The 1821-nt window shown below is 37.3% G+C and carries 3 protein-coding genes and 2 pseudogenes; all 5 read right to left on the bottom strand.

The genetic code is table 11. The features are described from left to right. Nucleotides 1-246 (bottom strand): annotated as a pseudogene (locus tag ACFIME_RS02940) (hypothetical protein); the annotation flags it as partial. An 84-nt stretch (nucleotides 247-330) separates the two neighbouring features. Continuing rightward, nucleotides 331-759 carry a hypothetical protein gene (locus ACFIME_RS02945; protein ID WP_375662699.1) on the bottom strand — a complete coding sequence of 143 codons (429 nt, stop codon included), beginning with the start codon at nucleotides 757-759 and terminating at the stop codon, nucleotides 331-333. Between the two features lie 14 nt (nucleotides 760-773). Then, the gene (locus tag ACFIME_RS02950) at nucleotides 774-1187 is read right to left on the bottom strand and encodes a DUF1376 domain-containing protein (RefSeq protein WP_375662698.1); all 414 of its coding nucleotides are present in this window, start codon (nucleotides 1185-1187) and stop codon (nucleotides 774-776) included. Continuing rightward, nucleotides 1177-1530, bottom strand: a complete 354-nt coding sequence (locus ACFIME_RS02955) for a DUF1376 domain-containing protein (protein ID WP_375684459.1) — start codon at nucleotides 1528-1530, stop codon at nucleotides 1177-1179. The genes ACFIME_RS02950 and ACFIME_RS02955 overlap by 11 nt, the downstream gene beginning before the upstream one ends. Next, nucleotides 1520-1821 (bottom strand): annotated as a pseudogene (locus ACFIME_RS02960) (crossover junction endodeoxyribonuclease RuvC); the annotation flags it as partial. The pseudogene ACFIME_RS02960 and the gene ACFIME_RS02955, both read right to left, overlap by 11 nt.

Here is a 1821-nt window from a genome sequence, read left to right on the forward strand (position 1 = left end):
TTTAGCATTTTCACTAACGACAGCATCATATGCTGCAATAGCATCATCATACACCCAGCAATTCCCATCATGAGAGAGGTTATCTTCCTTCTCAATAAAACCACCAAGGTCACCAGCCTTGACATCATCGAAATCCCTTAATGCGCGTATGCGATAAAAGTATCTAGGTTGACGGGTTTCTGCATCGTAAACTTTTTTTATTTCGTCTATAATTTCATATTTTTTGGATACATTTTTAGTGGTCATAGGTAGCTCCCTAATCTAATATTCAAACAAATTTTTAAATGAAATGGTTATAAGGAGGCGCCCCCGCCGCGCCCTATTGTTTAATTACCAACATGGATCATCGATTTCGGGAATAAATTTATCACAAATAAGATCATTAGGTGATAAATAGGTATCACTTTCAATATCAGAATCCCCAATTACAGTAGCACCATTTATGATGACATTTTCACTAATACAAGAGGTATCACCAACAAAAGCTTTACCATAAATTTTTACATTATCGTAAATAGCAGCACTATCACAAACTTTTGCATTATCAGAAATATGAACATTATTTACAACACGTGCGTTATCAGAAACCGTAGCAGAATCTTTAACGATAACATCACAAGCTACATAAGCATTATCAGTAACAAGCGCATTTTGATAAACACGGGCATTATCAAAAATCCAGCAACTTCCCTCATGTGATAGATTATCTTCCTTTTCAATAAAGCCACCAAGGTCCCCCGCATTAACCTTCCCAAACATATAACCAAAATCTCTTAATGCTCTAATACGGTGTAAAACATGACCATCAATTTCGATTGTCTCATCAGTAAATTCATATTTTTATCCCATCTTGCCTTTGCTGCCTTTTGTGCTCTTTCTGAAAACTTATTTAAATTATCATTTGAGTTATTGAGTTCCTCTTCAACTCTTAAACTCCACAAACGACCATCTTCTAAACGTATGATCTTCTCATCGCGTAATAAGATGTCTAATGTATTTTTTAGAACTCTCACTGAACAACCTGCCCACCGTGCTAATTTGGGAGCATCTTCAATAATAGGGCGGCGCTCTTCATACATATATAAGACAAGTGTCATATAAAGACCTTTTTCCACTATACTCATACCACTAACATCAACAATCCATTGTGAAGAAAAAAGCCTCGTCCATGGCAACTTAGTTGACATACTTCACCTCCCTTTCTTTATTATCATTGCAAGTGAAATTATCTAACTCTTCTTCACGGAGGTTGTTGAGTTCTTCTTCAACATCTAAATTCCATAAGCGACCATCTGCTAAACGAATGAGATATCCTTCTTCAAGCAAAACATTCAGTGCCGCTTCAAACTTCTTCACTGAATAACCAGTGTAATGAGATAAAACTTTAATATTATAAAAAAGAGGTTCACCAGTATGCAACATACGTAACCGTAATCGCATATAGATATTGCCCTCTACAGCAGGCAAATAATCAACAACTATTGCCCACTTGTCTGCAAAAAGCCTCGTCCATGGTAATTTACTGGACATACCCCAATTCCCTTTCTTTAACTAAATATAAAATTGCTAAAGCATCTGCTTCGTTATCATCACAAGGCGCATGACCTTTGGAACATATCGCCTTAATCATCTCTTCTTTCGACGCATTCCCCTTGCCTGTCTCGTCGCTTTCTTAATTGTACTTACTGGTATCCCCTCATACGGTATCTGATGCTGTTCACACCACGCCGTTAACGTTGTTAACAAACCACCGTAAACATGCGCTGCATCTGTACCTTTATGACGCCTCACCTCTTCAAAATACACCACGTCAATTTGACC

This window comes from Bartonella sp. AP1QHHD (genome assembly GCF_042196265.1).
In the GTDB taxonomy this organism is placed as follows: Bacteria; Pseudomonadota; Alphaproteobacteria; order Rhizobiales; family Rhizobiaceae; genus Bartonella.

What these genes read in the sequence shown, in the direction of transcription:
- ACFIME_RS02945 (WP_375662699.1), bottom strand. Translation starts at nt 759, where the DNA reads ATGTTTGGGAAGGTTAATGCGGGGGACCTTGGTGGCTTTATTGAAAAG.
- ACFIME_RS02950 (WP_375662698.1), bottom strand. Translation starts at nt 1,187, where the DNA reads ATGTCAACTAAGTTGCCATGGACGAGGCTTTTTTCTTCACAATGGATT.
- ACFIME_RS02955 (WP_375684459.1), bottom strand. Translation starts at nt 1,530, where the DNA reads ATGTCCAGTAAATTACCATGGACGAGGCTTTTTGCAGACAAGTGGGCA.